Origin of the sequence: Brevundimonas albigilva, from assembly GCF_023573565.1 — a bacterium.
GTDB classification, from domain to species: Bacteria; Pseudomonadota; Alphaproteobacteria; order Caulobacterales; family Caulobacteraceae; genus Brevundimonas; species Brevundimonas albigilva.
Window position 1 is genome coordinate 2,711,679 of record NZ_CP097649.1, and the last position, 23,741, is coordinate 2,735,419.

At 69.8% G+C, this 23,741-nt stretch carries 23 protein-coding genes; 8 read left to right on the plus strand and 15 right to left on the minus strand.

The window, feature by feature from the left end:
* Window positions 1-48: 48 nt before the first annotated feature.
* Entirely contained in the window at window positions 49-273 is a 225-nt protein-coding gene (locus tag M8231_RS13445) for a DUF1674 domain-containing protein (RefSeq protein WP_249749534.1), read from the minus strand.
* A gap of 50 nt (window positions 274-323) precedes the next feature.
* Here M8231_RS13445 and htpX point away from each other — a divergent pair, with 50 nt between their 5' ends.
* Complete coding sequence (htpX, locus tag M8231_RS13450) at window positions 324-1,289, plus strand: zinc metalloprotease HtpX (protein ID WP_249749533.1); 966 nt, start codon at window positions 324-326, stop codon at window positions 1,287-1,289.
* Between the two features lie 89 nt (window positions 1,290-1,378).
* Window positions 1,379-2,983 (plus strand): M20/M25/M40 family metallo-hydrolase, encoded by a 1,605-nt coding sequence (locus tag M8231_RS13455; protein WP_250201700.1) that lies wholly within the window; start codon window positions 1,379-1,381, stop codon window positions 2,981-2,983.
* Window positions 2,984-3,040: 57 nt separating this feature from the next.
* Here M8231_RS13455 and M8231_RS13460 read toward each other — a convergent pair whose 3' ends face one another.
* The gene (locus M8231_RS13460) at window positions 3,041-4,216 is read right to left on the minus strand and encodes an acetyl-CoA C-acetyltransferase (protein ID WP_250201701.1); all 1,176 of its coding nucleotides are present in this window, start codon (window positions 4,214-4,216) and stop codon (window positions 3,041-3,043) included.
* Between the two features lie 148 nt (window positions 4,217-4,364).
* Here M8231_RS13460 and trhA point away from each other — a divergent pair, with 148 nt between their 5' ends.
* The 3 genes from trhA to M8231_RS13475 all read left to right on the plus strand — a co-directional run bounded on the left by trhA (window position 4,365) and on the right by M8231_RS13475 (window position 6,149).
* A complete protein-coding gene (gene trhA, locus M8231_RS13465; protein WP_250201702.1) occupies window positions 4,365-5,078 on the plus strand; it encodes a PAQR family membrane homeostasis protein TrhA in 714 nt (237 codons plus the stop codon).
* Between the two features lie 88 nt (window positions 5,079-5,166).
* The gene (gene phaR, locus M8231_RS13470) at window positions 5,167-5,796 is read left to right on the plus strand and encodes a polyhydroxyalkanoate synthesis repressor PhaR (protein ID WP_249749530.1); all 630 of its coding nucleotides are present in this window, start codon (window positions 5,167-5,169) and stop codon (window positions 5,794-5,796) included.
* Window positions 5,793-6,149 carry a hypothetical protein gene (locus M8231_RS13475; RefSeq protein WP_249749529.1) on the plus strand — a complete coding sequence of 119 codons (357 nt, stop codon included), beginning with the start codon at window positions 5,793-5,795 and terminating at the stop codon, window positions 6,147-6,149. The genes phaR and M8231_RS13475 overlap by 4 nt, the downstream gene beginning before the upstream one ends.
* A gap of 194 nt (window positions 6,150-6,343) precedes the next feature.
* Here M8231_RS13475 and M8231_RS13480 read toward each other — a convergent pair whose 3' ends face one another.
* From M8231_RS13480 to M8231_RS13490, 3 genes are all read right to left on the minus strand, one after another.
* Window positions 6,344-6,760 (minus strand): hypothetical protein, encoded by a 417-nt coding sequence (locus M8231_RS13480; protein ID WP_249749528.1) that lies wholly within the window; start codon window positions 6,758-6,760, stop codon window positions 6,344-6,346.
* Between the two features lie 88 nt (window positions 6,761-6,848).
* A complete protein-coding gene (locus tag M8231_RS13485) occupies window positions 6,849-7,763 on the minus strand; it encodes a hydroxymethylglutaryl-CoA lyase (RefSeq protein ID WP_250201703.1) in 915 nt (304 codons plus the stop codon).
* Window positions 7,760-9,454 carry an ArnT family glycosyltransferase gene (locus tag M8231_RS13490; protein WP_250201704.1) on the minus strand — a complete coding sequence of 565 codons (1,695 nt, stop codon included), beginning with the start codon at window positions 9,452-9,454 and terminating at the stop codon, window positions 7,760-7,762. The genes M8231_RS13485 and M8231_RS13490 overlap by 4 nt, the downstream gene beginning before the upstream one ends.
* A gap of 74 nt (window positions 9,455-9,528) precedes the next feature.
* Between M8231_RS13490 and M8231_RS13495 the strand changes: the two genes are divergently transcribed.
* On the plus strand, window positions 9,529-10,260 hold the full coding sequence (locus M8231_RS13495) for a glycosyltransferase family 2 protein (RefSeq protein ID WP_250201705.1): 732 nt from the start codon (window positions 9,529-9,531) through the stop codon (window positions 10,258-10,260).
* Between the two features lie 217 nt (window positions 10,261-10,477).
* On the plus strand, window positions 10,478-11,587 hold the full coding sequence (locus tag M8231_RS13500) for an OmpA family protein (RefSeq protein ID WP_250201706.1): 1,110 nt from the start codon (window positions 10,478-10,480) through the stop codon (window positions 11,585-11,587).
* A gap of 141 nt (window positions 11,588-11,728) precedes the next feature.
* Here M8231_RS13500 and M8231_RS13505 read toward each other — a convergent pair whose 3' ends face one another.
* On the minus strand, window positions 11,729-11,908 hold the full coding sequence (locus M8231_RS13505; protein WP_249749525.1) for a hypothetical protein: 180 nt from the start codon (window positions 11,906-11,908) through the stop codon (window positions 11,729-11,731).
* Window positions 11,909-12,035: 127 nt separating this feature from the next.
* Complete coding sequence (locus M8231_RS13510; protein ID WP_249749524.1) at window positions 12,036-12,710, minus strand: YiaD family glycine zipper/OmpA-like lipoprotein; 675 nt, start codon at window positions 12,708-12,710, stop codon at window positions 12,036-12,038.
* A gap of 212 nt (window positions 12,711-12,922) precedes the next feature.
* On the opposite strand from M8231_RS13510, the gene M8231_RS13515 reads away from it, so the two are divergent.
* Complete coding sequence (locus M8231_RS13515; RefSeq protein WP_250202620.1) at window positions 12,923-13,834, plus strand: isopenicillin N synthase family dioxygenase; 912 nt, start codon at window positions 12,923-12,925, stop codon at window positions 13,832-13,834.
* 22 nt (window positions 13,835-13,856) lie between these two features.
* Here the strand turns inward: M8231_RS13515 and M8231_RS13520 are convergent, their stop codons facing one another.
* From M8231_RS13520 to M8231_RS13555, 8 genes are all read right to left on the minus strand, one after another.
* Window positions 13,857-15,836 (minus strand): TadE/TadG family type IV pilus assembly protein, encoded by a 1,980-nt coding sequence (locus M8231_RS13520; protein WP_249749523.1) that lies wholly within the window; start codon window positions 15,834-15,836, stop codon window positions 13,857-13,859.
* A gap of 95 nt (window positions 15,837-15,931) precedes the next feature.
* A complete protein-coding gene (locus M8231_RS13525; protein ID WP_249749522.1) occupies window positions 15,932-17,809 on the minus strand; it encodes a M2 family metallopeptidase in 1,878 nt (625 codons plus the stop codon).
* Between the two features lie 87 nt (window positions 17,810-17,896).
* On the minus strand, window positions 17,897-18,976 hold the full coding sequence (locus tag M8231_RS13530; protein WP_250201707.1) for a CobW family GTP-binding protein: 1,080 nt from the start codon (window positions 18,974-18,976) through the stop codon (window positions 17,897-17,899).
* A 55-nt stretch (window positions 18,977-19,031) separates the two neighbouring features.
* Window positions 19,032-19,349, minus strand: a complete 318-nt coding sequence (locus M8231_RS16945) for a phasin (RefSeq protein ID WP_283843590.1) — start codon at window positions 19,347-19,349, stop codon at window positions 19,032-19,034.
* A gap of 134 nt (window positions 19,350-19,483) precedes the next feature.
* Window positions 19,484-20,245, minus strand: a complete 762-nt coding sequence (locus M8231_RS13540; RefSeq protein WP_249749521.1) for a creatininase family protein — start codon at window positions 20,243-20,245, stop codon at window positions 19,484-19,486.
* Window positions 20,246-20,308: 63 nt separating this feature from the next.
* Entirely contained in the window at window positions 20,309-20,905 is a 597-nt protein-coding gene (locus tag M8231_RS13545) for a TetR/AcrR family transcriptional regulator C-terminal domain-containing protein (protein WP_250201708.1), read from the minus strand.
* A complete protein-coding gene (locus M8231_RS13550; RefSeq protein ID WP_430641135.1) occupies window positions 20,905-22,530 on the minus strand; it encodes a DHA2 family efflux MFS transporter permease subunit in 1,626 nt (541 codons plus the stop codon). Before M8231_RS13550 ends, M8231_RS13545 begins: the two co-directional genes overlap by 1 nt.
* Entirely contained in the window at window positions 22,527-23,624 is a 1,098-nt protein-coding gene (locus M8231_RS13555; protein WP_249749519.1) for an HlyD family secretion protein, read from the minus strand. The genes M8231_RS13550 and M8231_RS13555 overlap by 4 nt, the downstream gene beginning before the upstream one ends.
* Window positions 23,625-23,741: the final 117 nt, after the last annotated feature.

Below are 23,741 nucleotides of genomic sequence, written 5' to 3' on the forward strand. Positions count from 1 at the left end.
TTCACGAATCCTTAGGCAAGTCCCAGGCCTGACCGCCCTCTGGCCGGGTCAGAAGTCGATCGCCAGCCCCTTCTTCTCCCAGTCGCCGTAGCGGGTGGGTTCGGGCCCCCGCGGTCCGCCATGCTCGACCTCGGCCGGCGTCGGCGCCTGCGCGGCGCGGCGTTCCGCAGCCTCCAGCAGCGCCTGGCGCGCCGTCTCGCTCAGCGGGCGCTCGGTCGTGGCGTGCGGCACGTCGGCGTTAAAGGCCGGGGCGGGGGTGGGATGTTCGGTCACAGGGCGGCTCACTTGAGAGGCATGGCGTCCGGCCTCAAATAGGCGGTGCGATGAACCATCTGAAGACCTTCATTCTCCTGGCCGTCCTGACCGCCCTGTTCATGGGGATCGGCTACATGATCGGTCGCGTGCCCGGCATGCTGATCGCCCTGCTGGTCGCGGGCGGCATGAACGTCTTCAGCTACTGGAACGCCGACAAGATCGTGCTGCGCATGTACCGCGCCCAGCCGGTGGACGAGAACCATCCGAACGCCGTGGTCCGGAACTATGTCGCCGACGTGCGCCAGATGGCCGCCGACGCCGGCATGCCCCAGCCGCAGGTCGCCATCATCCCCAACGACCAGCCCAACGCCTTCGCCACCGGCCGCAATCCCGAGAACGCCGCCGTCTGCGCCACCACCGGCCTGCTGGACATGCTGACGCGCGAAGAGGTGCGCGGCGTGATGGCCCACGAACTGGCCCATGTGAAGAACCGCGACACCCTGACCATGACGGTGACGGCCACCATCGCCGGCGCCATCGCCGCCCTGGCCAACTTCGCCCTGTTCTTCGGCGGCGGCGACGACCGCGAGCGGCCCGGCGGCCTGGTCGGGACCCTGGCGCTGATGATCCTGGCGCCGATGGCCGCCGGCCTGGTGCAGATGGCCATCAGCCGCGCCCGCGAATACGAAGCCGACCGCGTCGGCGCCGAGATCGCCGGCGATCCCCACGCCCTGGCCAGCGCGCTGCAGAAGATCGAGACCTACGCCAGGCGCATCCACAATCCGACGGCCGAGCGCAATCCGGCCTCGGGCCAGCTGTTCATCATCAATCCGCTGGCCGGCAAGGGCGCCGACAACCTGTTCTCGACCCACCCCGCCACCGGCAACCGCGTGCGCGCGCTGATGGAGCTGGGGACGAAGATGGGAATGCGGCCCCGCGCCGTCGCCGAACCGATCCCGTCCCGGCCGTCCGCGGCGCCGACCACCACCGGCGTGCCGACCACGCCGGACAGGCCGCGCGGCCCCTGGGGCTGATCGCCGCGCCAGACATCCGCGCCCGGATTTGCGCTGAACGGCCGGATCGCTTCAGATGCGCCCCTGTCCGATTCAGGGGGTTGCCTTCCATGTCGCGTCTTCTCGCCTTCGTTTCCGCCGCCGCCCTGCTGGCCACGCCGGTCGCCGCCCAGTCGGTGGACCGCGTCGCCGTCAACGGCATCATCGACCAGGGGCTGAACCACAGCCAGGTGATGCAGACCGCGGCCTGGCTGACCGACCGGATCGGCGGGCGGATGACCAATTCGCCCCAGATGCGCCAGGCCGAGCGCTGGGCCCAGCAGCAGTTCCGCGACTGGGGCCTGTCCAACGTCCGCGCCGAGGGCTTCGAGTTCGGGCGCGGCTGGGAGGTCGTCCGCTCCAGCGCGCGGATGACCGCGCCGCGACCGCTGGACCTGCGCGCCATTCCGGTGGCCTGGACGCCGGGCACCAACGGACCGATCAGCGCCGGCGTCGTCGTGGCCCCGATCTCCAAGGTCGAGGACTTCGACAAGTGGCGCGGCAAGCTGGCGGGCAAGATCGTCATGATCTCCCAGCCCGGCGCGGGGTCCGAGCCGACCGAGCCCGCCTTCCGCCGCTGGACCAGCGCCGAGCTGGCCGAGCGCAACACCTACAACCAGCCGCAATATTCGCCGGCCGCCATCGAGCGCCAGCTGAAGACGGCCGATTTCGCCGCCCGCATGGACGCCTTCCTGGTCGAGGAAGGGGCCCTGGCCTGGGTCCGGATTTCTCAGCGCGACGGCGGCCTGCTGCACGGCACGGGCTACACCTATCAGGTCGGCGCGACGCCGAAGCTGGCGGGCATGGAGCTGGCGGCCGAGGACTACCGCCGCCTGGCGCGCCTGGCCCTGACCGACGCCCCGCCGACGCTGGAGCTGAACAGCGAGGTCCGGTTCCACGACGAGGACGTCAACGCCTACAACATCCTGGCCGACATTCCCGGCACGGCGCGCGGGTCCGAATACGTCATGGCCGGCGCCCACCTGGACAGCTGGGTCGCCTCGGACGGGGCGCAGGACAATGCGGCCGGCAGCGCCGTGGTCATGGAGGCCGCGCGCATCCTGAAGGCGCTGAACGTGCGGCCCAAGCGCACCATCCGCTTCGCCCTGTGGAACGGCGAGGAACAGGGGCTGCTGGGCTCCCTGGCCTATGTCGACCGTTACCTGGCGACCCGGGCCCCGGCGACGGACCCCGCCTGGGCGGACCTGCCGAACAACCGCACCTGGCGCAACCGCTGGCCGATCGAGCCGCGGCCCGGCTATCGCGACCTGGTCGCCTATTTCAACATCGACAACGGCTCGGGCAGGATCCGGGGCATCAACGCCGAGGGCAATGTCGCCGCCGCCCCGATCTTCCAGGAGTGGCTGGCGCCCTTCGCCAGCATGGGGGCGACCACCGTGTCCTTGCGCAACTCCGGCGGCACCGACCACGTCTATATGCAGGCGGTGGGCATTCCCGGCTATCAGTTCATCCAGGACCCGCTCGACTACTCCGCGCGCATCCACCACACCAGCATCGACAGCTACGACCACCTGAAGCCGGAAGACATGCGCCAGGCGGCCATCATCCTGGCCAGCTTCCTGCTGAACGCCGCCAATCGCGACGAACCGCTGCCGCGCATGCCGCTGCCCACCCAGCCGACGCCCAGCGATCCGTTCGAATATCCGCAGGACTGAGCCGGAAGGCCGGGCCAGCACGAGGGGCGACGGAAACGTCGCCCCTTTTTCATTGCGTCACACGCGCTCGACGCACATGGCCACGCCCATGCCGCCGCCGATGCACAGGGTGGCCAGGCCCTTCTTCGCGCCCGAGCGCTTCATCTCGAACAGCAGGGTGGTCAGGATGCGCGCGCCCGAGGCGCCGATCGGGTGGCCGATGGCGATGGCGCCGCCGTTGACGTTGACCTTGGCCGGATCGAGGCCCAGTTCCTTGACCACGCACAGGCTCTGGGCGGCGAAGGCCTCGTTGGATTCCACCAGGTCCAGGTCGGCGACGGTCCAGCCGGCCTTGTCCAGCGCCTTCTTCGAGGCCGGGATCGGCCCCGTGCCCATCACCGCTGGATCGACGCCGGCGGTGGCGGCGGAGGCGATGCGGGCCAGCGGCTCCAGCCCCCGGGCCTCGGCCTCCTCGGCGCTCATCAGCACCAGGGCCGCGGCGCCGTCGTTCAGGCCCGAGGCGTTGGCCGCCGTCACCGTACCGTCCTTCATGAAGGCGGGACGCAGCTTCTGCATCAGGTCCAGCGTCGCGCCGTGGCGGATGTATTCGTCCTTGTCGACGACGACGTCGGCCTTCTTGCCGGGGATGACGACCGGGACGATCTCCTCGTCGAAGCGGCCGGCGGTCTGCGCCGCCTCGGCCTTGTGTTGGCTGGCCAAAGCGAATTCGTCTTGGGCCTCGCGGCTGATCGCCCACCTCTCGGCGATGTTCTCGGCCGTCTGGCCCATGTGATAGCCGTTGAAGGCGTCCCACAGGCCGTCCTTGATCATGGTGTCGACCAGGGCGACGTCGCCCATCTTGTGGCCGGTGCGAAGCTGCTGGGCGTGAGGCGCCTGGCTCATGCTTTCCTGGCCGCCCGCGACGACGATCCTGGCGTCGCCCAGGGCGATCTGCTGGGCCGCGACGGCGACGGCGCGCAGGCCCGAGCCGCAGATCTGGTTCAGGCTCCAGGCCGGCGCCTCCTTCCTGACGCCGGCGCCGACCGCGGCCTGGCGGGCCGGACCCTGGCCGGCGGCGGCCTGCAGCACATGGCCCAGGATCACCTCGTCCACCTCATCGCCGGACACGCCGGCCCGTTCCAGCGCCGCCTTGATGGCGATCTCGCCCAGCTTGGCGGCCGGGAGCGGCGACAGGCCGCCCAGGAAGGCGCCGACGGGCGTGCGGGCGGCGGAGACGATGACGACGTCGGTCATGGGATTTCACTCGCTGCTGAAATTGCTGCGTTGCGCTTTTGCCGCATCCGGCCGGCTTCGTCACCCATCCAGGCGCCTGTTCAGCCAATCGTCATCCTGTCGGCCCATTGTGGCGGAACGATCGTCGCGGTCCAGGATTGGAAAGGCCATGCTTGGCACGCTGAAACGTCTCGTCACCCACGTCTGCACCCCGGACGAGCTGGACATGATCGAGCACTACCAGTCGCGCGCCGAGAAGCTGGCGGACCTGTGGGTTCATGTCGTGGGCCTGATGTTGGCGGCCGTTGGCGGCATCATCCTGGCCGGGTTGGCGGGCGTCTATGCGGGGATCGGCGGGGTCATGGCGACGGCGATCTACGCCCTTTGCCTGGTCGGCATGCTGACGGCCTCCACCCTCTACAACCAGGCCAACCCCTGCGCCGCGCGGCCGGTGCTGCGCCGGCTGGACGAGGCCGCCATCTTCCTGATGATCGCGGGCAGCTACACCCCCTTCACCACCCAGCGCTTCGAGGGGGCGTGGTCGATCGGCTTCACCGCCCTGATCTGGACGCTGGCGTTCGCCGGGGCGGGGGTGAAGCTGTTCGCCCCGCGCATCTCGGACCGGTTCTGGAGCGCGGTCTATGTCCTTTTCGGCTGGCTGGCCGTGGCCGCCCTGAAGCCGATGGTCGAGACGGTGCACCCGGTGGCCCTGGGCCTGCTGGTGCTGGGCGGGCTGATCTACACGGCCGGCGTGTTCGTCTTCATCAGCCCCAAGGTGCGGTTCCGTCGCGCCATCTGGCATGGCTTCGTCGTCACCGGCGCGACGGTCCACTGGACGGCGGTCCTGGTCGGCGTGGTCCTGGCCCCGGCCATGAGCCACTGAGGCGGCTTTGGCGCCCTGCGGGGGCGCCCTCTGGCGCTTCGCGTCGCAACGGACGATAGTGCGGCGTTGCAACATCGCGAGAACAAGCGTGGCTGAAGACAAGATCAAGGGCGGAAAAGGCGACGACACGGCGGTGATCGTCATCAAGAAGTATGCGAACCGCAGGCTCTACAACACGCGCACCAGCGCCTACGTCACGCTGGAGGACCTGGCGACCATGGTGCGCGAGGGCGTGGAGTTCGTGGTCTATGACGCCAAGTCCAACGAGGACCTGACGCGCCAGATCCTGACCCAGATCATCTTCGAGGAGGAAAGCCGGGGCGAAGCCCTGCTGCCGGTCCAGTTCCTGCGCCAGCTGATCGGCTTCTACGGCGGCCAGATGCAGGGCGTCCTGCCCTCCTATCTGGAAATGTCGCTGGCCAACTTCAGCCGTCAGCAGGAGCAGTTCGCCAGCCAGATGAGCCGCGCCTTCGGCTCCGGCTCGGGCGCGACCCTGATCGAGGAGGCCGCGCGCGCCAACATGGCCATGTTCGAGCGCGCCCTGCAGATGTTCCCCGGCTTCGCCTATCCGCGCGCGGAACCGGCGCCGACCGCGGCCGAGAGCGAGGCGCCGCCCGCGACCTCGTCGGACGCGGCGCTTGACGAGATGCGCCGCCAGATGGACGAGATGCGCGCGCAGCTGGATCGCCTGGCGCGGGGCGGCAAGGCGGCGCAATGACCGACGAGATCCGCCCCATCGTCGGACCGGGCGCGATCGATCCGGCGGGCGAACGCCGGACGGGCGAGCGCCGCCAGCGTCAGCGGCGGGACGTTCGCGCCCTGGTTCCCACCGACGAACCGGCCCCCTTCGAGCCCGCCCCGTCCCCGGCAAGAGCTGCCGCGCGGCCGCCGGTCGAACCCGGCGCGGCCGCCTTCCTGGCCCAGCAGATGGGCCAGACCGGTCAGAAGCGGGGCCTCCGCGGCGGCCCGCCCGTGCTGGGCGCGGCCCGCGCCGCCTATCTGGAGACCGAATATTCGGGCCCGGAAGAGCGTCGTCCGCCCGTCGGAAAGACCACCGACACCGACATCTGAGGAACGGCACGGGGCTTGCTGTGACGGGACGAACCGACCCGTTTCCCGGAGCCCCCCGTGCCCCTTCTCGGCGCCCTGTCCAAGCTGTTCGACGTCTGCATCGTGGCCCTGATCTTCACGGCCTTTTCTTAGGGCCTGCCGCGCTTCGCGCTGCTTGAGGCTTTTTTGGGTTCGGCCTGCCGCGCGTCGGCGGGTCAGGCCAGGTCGAAGTCCTTGCGGCTGGCGATGATGGTGACGATGAAGCCGGCCAGCACGTCCAGCAGCACCATCGTCACGATCAGGAAGAAGGTCGAGGTGGCGAAGCCCGGCAGCAGCAGGAATTCGATCAGCACGGCGATGAACAGGACCATCGACAGGGCGTGATTGATGATGGCCGCGCGCTGGCTGGACGTCGACTTCACCAGTTCGAAGAACAGCAGGATCAGCCCGACGAACAGGATCATGTCCCCCGCGCCGATGGTCCATTGCGCGCCGGACGTCATGGTGACCGAAAAGACCGGATCGCGCAGCAGGGCGTCGGCGTCGACCCGTCCCCCGCCGCCCGCGCCGAACAGCACCACGACGTTATAGAGAACGACGGGAATCAGCAGCAGCGGGATGGCGATCAGCATGGGTCGGTCCGGGACGGGCGCGCCGCCCCCTGCGGTTGACCCGGATCGACGATAGCGCCGATGCGGCCCCCTCGCAAAGCCGCGCCTCTCAGGCTTTTGGAAAGCCCCCGGCGCGGCTGAGGGCCGACGGCGCGGGCCGGCCGATCGCCTGGCCGATCCATTTCGCCGCAACGATCAGCGCGTCCAGGTCGTAGCCGGTGTCGAACCCCGCGCGTTCCAGCATATAGACCAGGTCCTCGGTGGCGATGTTGCCGGTGGCGCCCGGCGCGAAGGGACAGCCGCCGACGCCGCCGACCGAGGCGTCCAGCACGTCGATCCCCGCCTCCACGCCTGCATAGGCGTTGGCCAGGCCGGTGTTGCGCGTGTCGTGGAAATGCAGCCTCAGCGTCGCCTCGGGCGCCGCGCGGCGCGCCGCCTCGACCTTTCGGGTCACCGCCCAGGGATCGCCTGCGCCGATGGTGTCGGCCAGGCCGATTTCGCCCACGCCCATCGCCGCGACGGCGCCGACGACATCGGCGACCCGCTGCGTCGAGACCTCGCCGTCGAACGGGCAACCCCAGACGCAGGAGATCATCGCCGACAGGGACGGCGCGCCGTCCGAGGCCGCGGCGTTGTGACGGCGCGCGACGATCTCGCCCAGCATCGCCAGCTGGCCCTGAACCGTCAGCCCCTGGTTCTTCAGGCCGAAGCCGTCGGTGGCGGACAGGGCGACGTTGACCTCGTCCACCGGGGTCGCCAGGGCCCGGTCGTACCCCCGACCGTTCAGCACAAGGCCGATGCGGCTTCGCCCCGGCTCGCGCGGCAGGCCGTCCATCACCTCTTCCGCCCCCGCCATCTGCGGCACGTACTTGGGATGGACGAAGGAGACGGCCTCGATGCGACGCGCGCCGGCGGCCTCCAGCCGACGCACCAGTTCGGCCCGCACGGGCGGCGCCAGCACCGCCTTTTCGTTCTGGAGCCCGTCGCGCGGGCCCACCTCCACGATCTGGATGGGCCGGCTCATGAACCGCTCCTCCGCGTCGCGACGGGCGTGGCCGGAGCGCGAGGGGGCGGCGCGTAGAGGGTCAGGCTGACGTCGTCGCCCTGGGAATAGTTGTGGCCCGTGACCACGCCGGCCGCGCGCCCCGACACGCCCAATCGGGACGAGGCCGCGCGGAAGGCGTCGGCGTCGCGCGCCTCGACGATGGCCGGCCGCCCCTCGGCCAGGGCGCGCGCCGCGCCTTCGGCGTCGGTCAGTTGGGTGTCGCGACCGGTCAGGAAGACGAAGCTGGGTTCATGGAAGCCGGTGATCGCGACGGGGCCGGGCGTGCGCCCCTGGCGCGGATGCAGGTCCGCCGCCTCCAGCGCGCGCTCAAGCTGGGGCGCGATGGCCAGGGGGCGCAGCTGCCGGATCGTTCCCGAAAGGGCCGCGTGGGCGACCACGCCGAAGGCCAGCGACGCGATCAGCGCCGCCCCGGCCGCCCTGTTCAGCAGCAGGAACGCCCCCACGGCCGCGGCCGCCAAGGCCGAGACGACGGTGATCGCCGCCCAGGTCTGGGCCGTCGAGGTGCCATAGACGGTCAGGCCATAGACGGTGATGGCCACGACCAGCAGGGCTGCGACGACGACCAGGACCGCGCCGACGATGCGCGACGCCTTGCCGACGGGCCGGGCCAGGGCGGCGGCGGCCAGAAGGGCCAGGGCGCCGAAGGTCGGCAGGGTGTAGTGCCACAGCTTGGTCGGGGCCAGTTCGAACACCAGCCAGGCCGGGACCAGCCAGCACACCAGAAAGCGGATCGCCGGCTCGGCCCGCCGGGTCCAGCCGGTCGCGACCGCCGCCGGCAACAGCAGGGTGGCGGGGAAGAACAGCAGCGGCGCAAGCACCAGATACATGCCGGGGAAGCCCGAATGGCTTTCGTGGGCGCCGGCGATCTTGGGCGCCAGGTCGCCGCCGATGGCCTCGCGCCAGAAGCCGCCGTCGGTGGCGATGGTGATGGCGATGGCCCAGGGACCGACCATCAGCGCCACCAGGGGCAGCCCCCACCCCCACCCGAGGCGATACAGCCACCTGAAGTCCCGATCCCAGATCGACACGGCCAGGATCGCCAGGGCCACGACCATCAGGCCGATCGGCCCCTTGATCAGGATCGACAGGCCCAGGCCCAGCCAGAACAGCAGCTTGTGCGGCCGGGCGGGCCGTTCCCCCGCGCGCGAGGCCATGTAGATGCGCGCCAGGGCCGCCATGGCCAGGGTGGTGGCCCCGCACAGCATGGCGTCGGTTTTGGCGATCCCCGCCTCGGTCGACAACAGGAAGGTGGCCCCCAGGATCGCCCCGCCGAAGAAGCCGACGCGCGATCCGAACAGGGCCGCGCCCGCCCACGCCGTCGCCCAGGCCGCCAGCATCGCGCCCAGAAGCGACGGGATCCGGTAAGGCGCGATCTGGCGATCCTCGACGTCCGACGTCAGGGACACCGCCGCCGCCTGAAGCCAGTAGATGCCGACCGGCTTCTTCCACCGCGGATCGTCCTGGAAGCGAATGTCGACATAGTCGCCGCTTTCCAGCATCTGGGCCGTGGCCTGGGCGAAGCGGCTCTCGTCGCGGTCCAGCGGCGGCAGCAGCAGCAGGCCGGGCAGGCCGGCGACCAGCGCCAGCAGCGCCGCCAGAAGCGGGCCCCGCCAGCCGGCGACGAGGCGATCAAGGTCGATACGGTTCATGCGTCCGTCTTACACGGCGCGTGCGGGGACGTCAGCCATCTCCCCCTGCGGCCCGACGTGCGCTAAGAGGCGCCATGAACGCGCAACCGCTTCCCGACATCTCGGTCGTCGTCCCGGTCCACGACGAAGCCGGCGCCGCCGTCGCCCTGGCGCGCGAGATCGCCGAGGCCTTCGCCGGGCGGTCCTACGAGATGATCTTCGTCGATGACGCCAGTCGCGACGACACCCTGGGCGAACTCAGGACGGCGATGACCGACTTGCCCACGCTGCGGGTGCTGGCGCACTCGACCAACGCCGGCCAGAGCCGCGCCGTGCGAACGGGCGTGCTGGCGGCCCGCGCGCCGATCGTGGTGACGATGGACGGCGACGGCCAGAACCCGCCCGCGGACGCGCCGCGCCTGGTCGACGCCCTGGCCGCCGCTTCGCCGGACGTGGCCCTGGTCGGCGGCCGCCGCGCGCGCCGGCAGGACAGCGCCTCCAAGCGCCAGGCGTCGCTGTGGGCCAATCGCATCCGCCGGCGCCTGCTGGGCGACGACGCCGACGACACCGGCTGCGGCCTGAAGGCGTTTCGCCGCGAGGCCTTTCTGCGGCTGCCCTATTTCGATCACGTCCACCGCTATCTGCCGGCGCTGATGATCCGCGAGGGCTATCGCAACCAGTATCTGGACGTCGGCCATCGGCATCGTGAGACGGGGCGGTCGAAATACACCAACTGGGGACGGCTTCGCGCGTCAGTGTCCGATCTGGCGGGCGTGATGTGGCTGAAGTCGCGCGCGCGGCGCCCGGGGGCCGTCAGCGAATTCTGACATCGTCGTGGAACCGGCGCCGCCCAGCCACATTTAGATGGCGTCGCGGGGGTCTCTGGGCAGAATTTTCCGTGTAGCATCAACGCCACGCTCGACGAATGAGGCCCTCGCCGGCCTGTTTTCGCCTCGACCTGTGGCAGCGGTGCTGTTATGAGCGCAATCAGGCGGTCGTTTCCGCCGCACAATCCTGAAAAGCGGAGGGCTTCCCCTTATGCGTATGAAGACTTTGGTTTTGGCCTCCAGCGCAGCGGCCGCCCTGGCGCTGTCCGCCGGCGCTGCTTCGGCTGAGCCGAACGGTTGGTACGGCGCTATCGACGCCGGCTGGACCACTCTGGACGACGTCAACATCGAATCGGCCACCACCGCCGACAACATCAAGTTGGAAACGGACGATGGCTGGGCGGCTTTTGCTCGCCTGGGCTACCGGTTCAACCCGAACTGGCGCGTCGAACTGGAAGGCGGTTACCGCAAGACGGAGCTGACCGACAGCAGCCCGGCCACGGGCGGCCTGGCGTCCTACGACGCGTCCGGCGACATCGCCGCGACGACCGCCATGTTCAATGTCATCTACGACATCGGCTCGTCCGACTGGGGCATCCGTCCGTTTGTGGGCCTGGGCGCTGGCGTGAACTACGTCGACACCCAAGCTCGCGGCATCCTGGCCGGGACCGGAGAGCAGTTGTCGATCGACGACAGCAACATGAACTTCGCCGCGCAAGCCATCGCCGGTCTGGCGTGGGCTATCAGCGACCGCGCCAACGTCGACCTGACCTACCGCTATCTGACGGGCGACGCGGAGTTCAAGTCGTTCTCGTCCGGCACGGATTACGGAGTGTTCGACGGCGACTACGACCAGTCGCACACCGTGACCCTGGGCCTGCGCTACAGCTTCGGCGCCGAAGAGGCTCCGCCTCCCCCGCCGCCGCCGCCTCCGCCCCCGCCGCCGCCTCCCCCGCCGCCGCCGCCCCCGCCGCCGCCTCCGGCGACCCCGCAGGCGCGTCAGTTCGTGGTCTATTTCGACTGGGATCGCTCCGACCTCACCGCCGAAGCCCGCTCCGTCGTCACCCAGGCCGCCAACTACGCCAAGTCGGGCCGTCCGACCCGCGTCCTGGTCGTCGGCCACGCCGACACCTCCGGCTCGGCCGCCTATAACATCGGCCTGTCCAACCGACGCGCCCGCACCGTCGCCGACGCCCTCGTGGCTCAAGGCGTCAACGGCGGCGTGATCGCCCTGGACGGCAAGGGCGAGACCCAGCTGGCCAAGGCCACGGCCGACGGCGTGCGTGAGCCGCTCAACCGTCGCGCCACCATCGACATCAACTTCTAAAACCGCATCACGGGTCGCGGTCCCGAAAGGAACCGCGACCCGGCGGAAAACGAAGTGGTCGATGTGACGATTGAACCGCCGCCTCCTTTCGGGGGCGGCGGTTTTTCTTTTGGCGGAGTGCGGTCTGAGGAGGGGCGCCGCCTAGCGGCTGGCGCGCACCAGCATTGACGACGGCGCCGCGCCGTCGTGCGAGGCGGAAGGCTGGCGCGACAGGATCGTCTGGCCCGCGCCGATGACCGCCGCGGCGGTCAAGAGGGCGCAGGCCACGGCGACCGCCGCCAGCTTCAACCCCTCGAACAGGCCTTCGTCCTCAGCGTCCACGCGGATGGCTCCCCTACCCGGCCAGAGGACCACGTTCGCCGAATCCCGGCAAGCGCCGCCGCAGGAGCGCGCACGAAAAAGGGCGGCGCCGCGCGGCGCCGCCCTCCGATCCGGCGTTCCAGATGGATCAGCCCGTGAACGGGCGGATCAGGATTTCGACGCGACGGTTCTGCGCCTTGCCTTCCGGCGTCGCATTGGAGGCGACCGGGTTGCGCGAGCTGTTGCCGGCGACATAGAGGCGTTCGGCCAGGACGCCGCGACGGACCAGTTCGGACGCGACGCTGCTGGCGCGGCGTTCGGACAGCGGCTGGTTGATGGCGTCGCCGCCCGACGAATCGGTGTGGCCGATGATGTCGATGGTCGAACGGTCGTACTCCTGCAGCACGCGGGCCACGTCATCCAGCACGGGCAGGAAGCGGGGATCGATCGACGACTGGTTGGTGGCGAAGGTGACGTCCGACGGCATGCGCAGCACCAGATTGTCGCCCTGGCGCGCGACGCCGACGCCGCTGCCCGACAGCTCGGCCTCCATGGCGCGTTGCTGACGATCCATGTACTGGCCGACGGCCGCGCCGCCCAGGGCGCCGATGCCGGCGCCGATCAGGGCGTTCTTGCGGCCTTGTTCGCCGTTCGAGGTGTTCGTCAGATAGCCCAGGACGGCGCCGCCCAGCGCCCCGGCGATGGCGCCGGTGCCGGTGTTGTTGCGCACCGGCCCCGAGCGATAGGGGTCGGTCGTGGTGCAGGCGGCGGCGCCCAGCAGGGCGGCGATGGAAACGCCGGCGACGATGATCTTGGCGCGCATGGATGATGTCCTTCCTTGTATGCGGTCTGGCGCGAAAACGTGCGCTTATGGTGCAGGTTCCAAGCTGTACCGTTCCTGAACGCGCCGCCGAACTGACATGGTCGCGGAATAGGGCTATGAACGCCCCCGCTTCTGACACCGAGGACGCCGCCGTGAGCCCGACCCCGACCGCCCATTCCGACACCGCCCCCCGGGGCGTCCAACCCGTGTCGATGGGTCTGTATGACACCGACTTCCAGGCCTTCAGCGACCAGCTGGGCGCCTCGTTCGCCCGCTACGGCTTCGCGGTCGTCGCCGACCATGGGCTGGACGAGGCGCGGATCACCGCCGCCCTCGACGACGCCAAGGCCTTTTTCGCCCTGCCGGAAGACGTCAAGCGCCGCTACCACCAGCCGGGCACGGGCGGCGCGCGCGGCCTGACGCCCTTTGGCGTGGAGGCGGCCAAGGGCGCCGCGACGGTCGACCTCAAGGAATTCTGGCACGTCGGCCGCGAACTGCCCGAAGGCCACCCCTATCGCCAGTATATGCGCGACAACGTCTGGCCGACCGAGATCGAGGGCTTTCGCCAGCACCTGTATGGCATGTTCGAAGACCTGGACGCCCTGGGCCGCAAGATCCTGCGGGCCATCGCGCGGTATCTGAAGCTGGACGACGGCTATTTCGACGACAAGGTCGAACTGGGCAACAGCGTGCTGCGGATGCTGCATTATCCGCCGGTTCCGGCCGACGCGCCGGGCGTGCGCGCCGGCGCGCACGAGGACATCAACGTCATCACCCTGCTGCTGGGGGCCGAGGAGGCCGGCCTGCAGCTGAAGGAGAAGGACGGCAGCTGGCTGGACATCGCCCCGCCTCCCGGGGCCCTGGTGGTGAACATCGGCGACATGCTGCAGCGGCTGACCAACCACGTCCTGCCGTCGACGACGCACCGGGTGGTCAATCCGGCGCCCGAACGGCGCGGCTTCGCGCGCTATTCGACGCCCTTCTTCCTGCACTTCAACCCCGACTTCCCGATCGAGACCCTGCCCAGCGCGATCACGCCGGACAATCCCGACCGCTATGCGGGCAAGACCATCCTGGCCGAGGACTATCTGACCGAACGCCTGCGCGAGATCCGCCTGCTCTGACCGAGCGGGCGGAGGCGCGACCTCAGCGGGTGATGCGCAGCTGGCTGATGCTGCGGCCGATGGCGCCGAACGCCGATTTCAGCGAGGCGCCGTTCTCGGGCAGATAGACGTGGTCGCTGTTGGTGGCGCACTGCTGCATCACCTCCTTGGCGGTGTCCACGCCGGCGCCGCCGGTGCCGGTGTTGATGTCGAAGCCGACGGTATAGACGATCACGCCCGCCGCCTTCATCTGCTTGCACATCTCCACCGAGCGGGCGAACGGATTGCTGTACTGGCCGACGGGCTGGTTCTGCAGGTTGGCCCCCGTGTACTGCGAACAGCCGATGTGTTGGTTGACGTCGCCGCTGCCCGACACGGCGCCGGCCACCACGCCGTTGCAGTAGGGGGTGTTGAACTCCCCGTCCGTCATCAGGATCACGACCTTCAGCCGCTTCTGCGCATCATAGGGATCGGGCCGGTTGTCGCTGGGGAAGATGGCGCCGAACACGGGCGAGATCATGTACCAGCCCCATTCGACCCCGATCTGGCCGGCGGTCGATCCCACGGCCGAGTAGCCGTTGATCTGGGACTTCAGCTCGTCCTTCTTGTAGGTGAGCGGCAGGATGGTGGAGCCCAGGCAGCGGTTGTCCGACGACGGATAGGCCAGGCCGACGGGCGCCGAGCCGGGGGCGGCTTCGGTGTACATGCCCGTCCCGATGCGCTCGCTGACGCAGTCGGAGACCTCTTGGATGCGCGTCGAGCCGTAGTAGTTGGAGAATTTGTAGAACTGGCAGCCCAGCTCCAGGCACTGGACGTAGTCGGTGCTGGCGCTGCTGTAGGTCTGGGAGCCCACGGTGTTGGGCAGCAGGCCGTTGACGACGAAGGTGTCCTTGTCCAGCCGTGTGGCCGAACGGTCGTCGCTGTTCAGGACCGTCAGACCGCGCACGTCGTCGATGCGGATATCCTCGCCCGTCTGCAGGCCGTGGTTTGGAGAGGTCGCCACCACTTCGCAGGTCGAGACCAGGCATTTCCGCAGCGTGCCGCCCGACGAATAGTTGGTGTATCCCGAGGTGCTGTATTCGACCCACGAAGACCCGTTCCACGTCTGCAGCCGCACGTTGTTGGCGTCGACGCGCTGGACCCGGTAGGCCTTGTTGTTGAGGCGCGAAGCCAAGCTGGAGCCGCTGCCGGAACTGGAGACGCCCGTCAGCCAGACGTAGTCGTTGTTCTGAAAGCCGTGGCCGTTGGCCTTGACCGTGGTCTGGGAGCCCTTGGTCACGCCGCTGACCGATTTCGTCGATCCCGTGCCCCAGTCCGCCGCGTCGATGTTGGTCCGGCCGCGGATCTCGCCGCGCACGGCGGCGGCGTAGTCGCCGGCGTTCACGCCCATCGAATACGGCACCAGGGCGATCCGGGTGCGCGTCACGGCCTGGCGGGCCTCGTCCTGGACCACGATGTCGACCAGGTCGTTGGCGGCCGTCTTGAGGTCGCGGATGCGCGATCCGGACATCGAGCCGGTGATGTCGAGCACCAGGGCCACCTCCACGTCCTTGGTCGAGCGGTTGACCTCGGAGTGGGCGCCGACCGGCAGGGTGTCGTCCAGGATCTTGCCATAGGGCGGCAGGACGATGTTGGCGACCAGGGTCTTCACATCGACCGTGGCGTTGGCCACCACGATCTCGCCGTTCTCCAGCTTGAACTGAATGGCCGAGTCGTCGATCGTGACGCCCGGAAAGCCCTGCATATTGGCCTTGAGCACGTTCAGCCCGACCTCGGTCAGGTCTTCGTCCTCGACATAGGGCGAGCGCGCCGCCGCCAGGGTGGCGGCGTCCAGGGCGTCCTGAAGGTTGGCGCGCACCGTCGTCACCCGCTGGATGTCGATGCCGCCCAGCACCACCATGACCAGCGTCGGCAGGGCCAGGGCGAACAGGATGGCGACATTGCCCCGCCGGTCGCCGCGCAGCCGGGCGGCCACGGACGACAGGCGGGCCAGAGCCCCGGAAAGCGCGTTCAGAACCGTCAAGATCGTCGATCCCCGTCGGGCGCGATCCGCCCGGCATGACGACAGTCTGGCGCCGCGCGGTTAAGGGAAGGCCCAACCGTGACGGTTAATCGCCGTTAGGTATCGGACCAGCCGCACTGATGGCCGCGGTTCTGCTGGGTCAGCCAAGCGTTCAGAGGCGCGAAATAGTCGGCGACCGCCGAGGCGTCGTTGGTCGTCTCGCCGGTGAAGGCCTGCATCGCCTCGGGCCAGGGCCGCGACTGGCCCATCTCCAGCATGGCGTTGAAGCGCTGGCCGACCTCGGTGTTTCCATAGATCGAACAGCGGTGCAGCGGCCCGGTCCAACCCGCCTGCTTGCAGGCCGCGCGGTGGAACTGGAACTGATAGATGTGGGCCAGGAAGTAGCGGGTGTAGGGGGTGTTTCCGGGCACGTGGTACTTGGCGCCGGGGTCGAAGGCGTCGGCCGGGCGCGGCCCCGGCGGGACCAGCCCCTGATACTTCAGCATGTCCGCGCTCCAGGCGGCGTTGTACTGGTCCGGCGTGGTCGCGCCCGAAAAGACGTCCCAGCGCCAGCGATCCACCATCAGGCCGAACGGCAGGAAGGCGATCTTGTCCAGCGCCATCTTCAGGAGGAAGGGAATGTCTTCCTCGGCGCCCGGCGTGGTCTGCAGCAGGCCGATCTGGTTCAGATAGGTCGGCGTCAGGGCCGACAGGCCGACGAAGTCGCCGATGGCCTCGTGGAAGCCGTCGTTGGCGCCGTTGCGGAACAGCATCGGCTGGTTCTTGTAGGCGCGCTGATAGTAGTTGTGCCCCAGCTCGTGGTGCACGGTGTAGAAGTCGTCGCCGTTGACGTTGGTGCACATCTTGATGCGGATGTCGTCGGCGTTGTCCAGGTCCCAGGCCGAGGCGTGGCAGACGACCTCGCGGTCGCGCGGCCGGGTGATCATCGACCGCTCCCAGAAGGTCTGCGGCAGGGCTTCCAGGCCCAGCGAGGTGTAGAAGCCCTCGCCCGTCTTGACCATCTTCACGGGGTCGTAGTCGGCCGCCTTCAGCAGTTCGGTCAGGTCGTAGCTGGACGCCCCGCCGGTCGTCGGCGCCACCACGTCGTAGATGTTGCCCCACTGCTGGGACCACATGTTGCCCAGCAGGTCGGCGCGGATCGGCCCGTGGTCCGGCTGGACCGCGTCGCCGTATTTGGCGTTCAGCCGCGCCCGGACGTAGCAGTGCAGGTTCTCGTAGAACGGCTTGACCTGGTCCCACAGCCGGTCGGTCTCGGCGGCGAAGTCGTCGGCGGGCATGTCGTAGCCCGAACGCCACAGGGCGCCCGTGTCGGCGAAGCCCAGCTCGCGCGCGCCCTCGTTGGCGATCTCGACCATGCGGGCGTAGTCGGCCTTCATCACCGGCGAGACGGTGCGCCAGCCCTCGTACAGCGCCTTGGTCTCGGCCGGATCGCGGCTGTCGGCCAGGATCAGGGAGGCCTCGTCCAGGGTGATCTGACGACCCTTGAAGTCGAACTTGCCGGTCGAATAGGTGGAATCCAGCCGCGTGGTCAGCTGCGCCAGCTCCTCGGCCGCGCCGGGCCGGTTCGGCGCCGGCAGGACCAGCCCCAGGCGCAGCAGGTTCAGCTTGCGCCGCACCACCGGATCGACCTCGACGTCGTTGAACCTGGCCGCCTGGTTGGCGAACTGGACCTGCAGCTCGGTCGCCTCGGCGTTGGCCTTGGCCTCCAGCCACATGGTGTCGAAGGTGATGTTGGTGGCGCGCGCCCACTGGATGCGGGCGACGTATTCGCTGACCTCGGCGTATTTGGCCTCGGCGTCGGCGATGAAGCGCGTCGCCCCGTCGGCCGTGATCGGATAGTCCGGCAGGGCGGAGGCGGCGGCGGTCTCGACGGGAGCCTCGACGGGGGCCTCGGCGGCGGTCTCGGTGGTCGCGCACCCGGCGCCGAAGGCGAGGGCGCAGACCGCGGCGGCGGCCATCAACTGACGCTTCATGGGATTCTCCTGAACAGCGCGCGCAGGAGAAGCGACCGTGATCGCCGCGTCAAGCGCGACGGTGCGACCCGACCGCCGATGGTCCGATCAGGCCGCGCAGGCCTCGAAGCCGCGGCGCAGCTCGGCCTCGTCCAGATCGCGGCCGATGAAGACGGCTCGGCTCCAGCGGCGCTCGGCGGCGCCCCATTCACGCTGAAGGTCGCCTTCCAGGATCATGTGCACGGCCTGGAACACCAGGCGACGGTCCTCGCCCTTCACGTCGATGATGCCCTTGGCGCGCAGGATGTTCTGGCCCTGCTCGCCCAGCAGCCGGTCCAGCCAGGCGGTGAACTTCTGGCCGTCGATCGGCCGGTCCAGCGACAGGGCGACGCCCTTGACGTCGTCCTGATGAGCGTGACCGCGCGGGCCGTGAGCGTGGTCATGACCGTGATTGTGGTGGGCGTGATCGTGGTCGTGGTGATCGTGGTCGTGGCCGCAGTGTTCGTCGTGGACGTGGCCGTCGGCGCCGTGGGGCGGATTCACCCAGTCCGGCTTGACCTCCAGGATGCGGTCCAGGTCGAAGGCGTGCACGCCCAGCACCTGGTCCAGCGGCACGTTGGACCGTTCGGCCCGCACGATGGGGGCCAGCGGGTTCAGGGCGCGCAGGCGGGCCTCGACGGCGTCCAGGTCCTCGGCCGAAGCCAGGTCGACCTTGTTCAGGATGATGCGGTCGGCGAAGGCGACCTGCTCGCGCGCCTCCTTGGAATCATCCAGCCGGGCCATGACGTGCTTGGCGTCGACCAGGGCGGTGACGCTGTCCAGCTGGGTCTTGGCCTTGACGTCCTCGTCGACGAAGAAGGTCTGGGCCACCGGGCCGGGATCGGCGAGACCCGTGGTCTCGACGATGATGGCGTCGAAGGCCGGCTTGCCAGGGCGCTGGCGCTTCATCAGCCCTGAGACCACGCGGATCAGGTCGCCGCGCACGGTGCAGCAGACGCAGCCGTTGTTCATCTCGAACACGTCCTCGTCGGCGCCGACCACCAGGTCGTTGTCGATGCCGATCTCGCCGAACTCGTTGACGATGACGGCGTAGCGCTTGCCGTGGTCCTCGGTGAGGATGCGGTTCAGCAGCGTCGTCTTGCCGGCGCCGAGATAGCCGGTCAGGACGGTGACGGGGGTCTTTTGCATGAGGGGGCCTTTCAAGCCGGCTCATCTAGGCGCCCGAAGGCGCGGAGGAAAGGGCTCAACGCTTGCCCAGGCGCCGGGCGTTGGCGGTGGCGGCGGCGTGGATGGGGGCGACGGCGGCGGACTGCGCGCGTTCCAGGTCCGCCCCCAGGGCCAGCCACTGGGCCCCGGCGCGGCCCCACCAGCCCAGGGCGTAGCGCATCTGGGCCCGGGCGGCCTCGGCGGGCGTGGCCGCGGCCAGGACGTCGGCGGCGGCGCGGGCGGCGTGACGGCCCTCGGCCAGGGCCGCCTCGGCCAATCGACCGCCCGCCGCGCCGGCGTGCCCGGCCAGCGCCCCGGCCGAGGCGGCCAGGGCTTCGGCCTTTTCGGCCCCCATCAGCGAGATTTCCGCCAGGTCCGCGGACAGCGGATCGGCCAGGCCGTCGGCCAGGATGGTCGTGCGCGCGGCGATGACCTGGGCCGAAGCGGCCAGGAGTTCGGCCTGGACCCGGGCGGGCGAGCGACGCCGGCTCAGGGCCGGACCTCCCCGGCGAAGTCGGCGACGTCCTTCAGCAGGGCCGGGACCGCCGCATCGATGATGCGCTGGCCCTTCTCCGGGCTGGCCTGGGCGGGGTCGGAGCCGATGCGCCCGTCCGGAAAGCGGGCGCGATAGTCCAGGGCGTCGCGGATCGGCCCGTTCGGCGCGATTCTCGGCGAATAATCGGCCGTCTTGATCCGGTCGGGATAGGCCGCCTGGGTCACGGCGATCTCGGACGGGGTGGCGTGCGATCCGTGCCCGGTCGGGAAGATCGAACTGCACAGGCCGTGGACGCCCGGAAGGTCCCACCAGTTCCTCAGCTTCAGAACGAACGGCGGCTGTTCCTCGACGAAGCTCCATTCGGCGTAGATCTCGGAGAAGGTCGCCTCGATGGTGGCGACGTTGCCGCCGTGGCCGTTCAGGAAATAGATCCGCTCGAAGCCGTGGCGGCTCAGCGACGACACCCAGTCGGTGATCGCCGCCATGAAGGTGGACGGCCGCAGGGAAATGGTGCCGGCGAAGGCCAGGTGATGCTGGGCCATGCCGATGTTGAAAGTCGGGGCGACGGTCAGCGTCTCGTCCGCCTGCTCGGCGGCGTGGGCGATGATCTCCGGGCACAGCCAGTCGGTGCCCAGCAGGCCGGTCGGGCCGTGCTGCTCGTTGGAGCCGATCGGGACCACCACCGTCCTGGACAGCGGCTGGCCGGCGTTCAGGCGGGCGTCGATCTCGGGCCAGGACGACAGATGGATCAGCATGGGCGGACCTTCAGGCTACGGAGCAGGGTCCTCAGTAGCGCGGCGGCGACGGCGGCGAAACCGTCAGGCGCGACGGGGCGCATAGGCGGCGGCGAAGACGCGGGCGGCCTCCCGGGCGCGGGCGGCGCGGCGCTCGGGCGCCAGCTGCGGCACGTCCAGCATGGCGCGCAGGTGGCCGTGGCCCAGGACCAGGCCCGAGAACATCTCGGCCGCCTCGTCCGGATCGGGGACGTTCAGCCGGCCCTGACGCGTCTGTTCCGCCAGCCAGGCCGAGAGCGCCTCCAGGCTGCGGCGCGGGCCGGCGGCGTAGATGGCGCGCGCGATCTCGGGCGCCTCGACCGAGACCAGGGCGACGCCGCGCATCGAGCCGACCTTGTCGGCGGCGCACACCCTGTTCAGCAGGGTGAAGGCCAGCGCCTCCAGCACCGCCTCGGGCGGCCCGTCGACCTTCAACGGCGCGGTGACGTCCTCGACCCGCTTCTTGGCCAGCGCCTCGGCGATCTCGAGCTTGGAGGCGAAGCGGTTATAGACGGTCTGCTTGGACACCCCCGCCAGCTGGGCGATCTCCTCCATCCGGGCCTGCAGCCCCTTGTCGGCGAACAGGGCGGCCGCGGCGTCCAGGATGGCCTCGCTCTTCTTCTCGTCGACGGGGCGGGCCATCAGTGGGCGTCCGAGGGCGGGGCGCCGGCGGGCGCGCGGACCGGACGCGACAACAGGGTGATGAAGGCCGCGCCGGCGCACATGATCCCCAGCAGGGCGAAGGCGTCGCCGAAGGCCAGGGTGGTCGCCTGGCGGGTCAGGATGCCGTACAGCGCCTTCATCGCCGCCCCGGCCGGGTCGATGGACTCGGCGAAGCGCTGGGTCATGCCCGCCATCATCTGGCGCATGCCCTGGCTGGACTGGTCGATGGAACTGGTCAGTTCGGCCATGTGCAGGGCCGTATTGGTCGTCAGGCTGGTGTTCAATATGGCCAGGCCGAAGGCGCCGCCGACGTTGCGCGCCAGGTTCACCAGGCCCGAGGCGTTCTTGACCATGTGCGGCGGCAGGGTGGACATGGTCACCTGCTGGGAGGCGATCATGGCCAGCATGACGCCGACGCCGCGGAAGGCCTGGACCGAGGCGAACTGCCAGAAGCCCCAGTCCTCGGTGACCGTGTGGGCCTCCCACATGCCCCAGGCGCACATCATGAAGCCGCAGAACATCAACACCCGCGCGTCCAGCAGCCGCACCAGCCGTCCGGCGAACGGACCCGTGGCGAACATGGCCAGGCCCGAGACGACCATGGTCGTGCCCACCTCGGCCGAGGAATATTCCCGCACCCGCCCCAGGAACAGCGGCAAGAGGAAGGTGCCGCCGAACAGGGCGAAGCCGACGATGAAGGTCATGACGAAGCCGACCAGGAAGTTGCGGTTGGCGAAGGCGCGCAGCTCGACGATCGGCTGTCGATAGCTCAGCGACCGCCAGATGAAGAACGGCCCGGCGATCGCCGCCACCACCGTCAGCAGCAGGATATGGGTGTCGTCGAACCAGTCGTTCTTGGCCCCCTCCTCCAGCACGAACTGCATCGACATCAGGAAGGCGGCCATCAGCCCCAGCCCCCACCAGTCGAAGCCCTTGGCCAGCGATGCGTCGCCCCGGTCGAAGGCGCCGTAGCGGCCGACCAGGAACATCACCAGAAGGCCGGGTCCGACGTTGATGAAGAACAGCCAGCGCCAGCTCAGCCACTCGGTCAGGTGGCCGCCCAGGGTCGGGCCCACGGTCGGCGCAAGGGTCACGATCAGGCCCATGACCACGCTGGCCGTCACGCGCCGCTCGGGCGGAAAGGCGGTGAAGGCCACGGCGAAGACGGTGGGGATCATGGCCCCGCCGACGAAGCCCTGGATGGCGCGGAACAGGATCATGGTGTCGATCGAATTCGACAGGCCGGTCGCCACGCTCATCAGCACGAAGCCGGCGCACGAAGCCAGGAACAGACGCTGCGTTCCCCACAGCCGCGACAGGAAGCCCGACAGCGGGATCATCACCACCTCGGGGATCAGATAGGCGGTCTGGATCCAGCTGATCTCGTCGGCCGAGGCGCCGACCCCGGCCTGGATCTGCGGCAGGGAGGCGGCGACGATCTGGATGTCCAGAATGGCCATGAACTGGCCCACCACCATGCCGGCGAAGCCGAGCAGCAGCATGGTCCAGCTGATCTCGGGATGGCCCGCGACCGGGCCCGCGCCGGTCGGGCGGGCCGCCGGGGGCGACCCGGAGCCGGGCGCGGCGGGTTCGGCGGCCGTCACCGGGACACGGCCTCCGTCGAGGCGGTCTGCGCGCCGGAGGCTTCGGCGAAGCTCTGGCCGCCCTGGCTCTTGAGGTCCACGCGCACTTCCAGCGACAGGCCGGGGCGCAGGACCAGCCCGCCGTCGTTGCGCGCCACGGCGATGCGGACGGGCACGCGCTGGGTGATCTTGGTGAAGTTGCCGGTGGCGTTCTCCACCGGGATCAGGGCGAATTCGGAGCCGGTGGCGGGGGCGAAGCTGGCGATGCGGCCGTGGATCTTGCGGCCGGGGAAGGCGTCGGCGGTGATCTCCACGTCCTGGCCGATCCGCATCTTGTCCAGCTGCGTCTCCTTGAAGTTGGCCACGACATAGGCGTCGCGCATGGGCACCACCGACAGCAGCTGGGCGCCGGCGTTGACGTACTGGCCCACGCGCACGCTGCGGGCGCCGACCACGCCGGCGACCGGCGCGCGGATGACGGTGCGGTCCAGGGCGACCTTGGCCTGGTCCAGGCGGGCGCGGGCCTGTTCGACGGCGGCGACGCTCTGTTCGCGGGTCGAGCCCAGGACGCCGACCGCGCGCTGCTCGGCCACCCAGGCGGCGTGGGCCTGGGCGACGCTGGCGCGGGCGGTCTCGGCCTGGGCCTGCTGGGTCTGGATGCGTTGCTGGGACACCCAGCCCTGGGCGGCCAGCTTGCCGTAGCGTTCGACCTCGGCGTCGGCCAGGTCGGCCTGGGCGCGGGCCTGGGTCACCGCGGCGGCGCGCGCGTCGATGGCGGCCCGTTCCTGCTCGGACTGGGCGTCGACGTTGCCGACGGCGGCGAGCGCGGCCTGAAGGTTCGCCTGGGCCTCGGCCAGTTCGGCGCGCTGATCGGCGTCGTCCAGCCGGACCAGGGGCTGGCCGGCCTGGACGGTCTGGTTGTCGCTGACCAGCACCTCGACCACGCGGCCCGACAGCTGGGGCGCGACATTAGTGGTGTCGGCCTGGACGAAGGCGTTGTCGGTCTTCTCGTAGCGCTGGCCGTCGATCCACCAGACCACGCCGCCGACGATCAGCAGCAGGCCGACCACGGCGGCGACGAACAGCGGCAGGCGCTTGCGGAGTTCAGGAGACATGCGGGCGATCCGGGGGAGGAAGAAGGGTGCGACCTTTTGAAGCGGCGGCTAAAATGGACGCGGCCGTCCAAAAATCAAGAGATCATTGTGCGGCGCCGTGAACACGAGACGTTTCGG